The organism is Ralstonia sp. TCR112 (assembly GCF_007997035.1).
GTDB lineage: Bacteria > Pseudomonadota > Gammaproteobacteria > Burkholderiales > Burkholderiaceae > Ralstonia > Ralstonia edaphi.
Genome location: NZ_VOSS01000237.1, coordinates 1 through 614, shown reverse-complemented (window position 1 = coordinate 614; position 614 = coordinate 1). Strand labels below are relative to the sequence as shown.

General features: G+C 65.1%; 1 pseudogene. It reads right to left on the bottom strand.

Features of this window, described 5'->3' with window-relative positions:
- A pseudogene (locus tag FUT88_RS25575) lies at nt 1–570 on the bottom strand (allantoicase); the annotation flags it as partial.
- Between the last annotated feature and the right edge of the window lie 44 nt (nt 571–614).

Here is a 614-nt window from a genome sequence, read left to right as displayed (position 1 = left end):
CATGGCGGCCAGGTCGAACAGCTTGGTGCGGTCCGCGCCCTTCCAGTCGACTTGCGGCTGGCCGTACACGCGCAAACGCGCGATGCCGCCGTCCGGGAAGATGTTCAGGCGCAGGTGCGTGAAGGCTTGCGGGCTCGTCACGGCCACGTAGGCGTGGCTGTTGCCTTGCAGCGTGGTCGACGGAACGATTTCAGTCCACTGCGTGGCATCGGTCGGCTCGCCATCCGGCAGATAGGCGGCCTCAATGGAAGCGGCCGGCGGGAAGTTGCCGGTGAAGTGGCTCGTGTCGATATCGACACCCTTCACCACGCCCGGGCGGGCCAGGCGGACGATGCAATGGTCATAGCCGCCGTTGCGGCGACGGCGCGTTTCCCAGCCATCCATCCACTTGCCGTGGTCGTCGTACTTGCCGGGGATGAACACCGCCGGCTCCGGGTTGAGCATGCGGTCTTTCGGCGCGAAGAATTCGTCGGTCGCGAACGTGGCCTCTGCGCCAAGGCGAGGGTCCGCCAGGTTCGGATATCGGCGCGTGAAATCCGGCGCGTTCGGATCGAGCGTAGGCATCGCCATGTGGAACTCCTTGGTATTTGTCTCTGGATGTTATACGGCCGGCC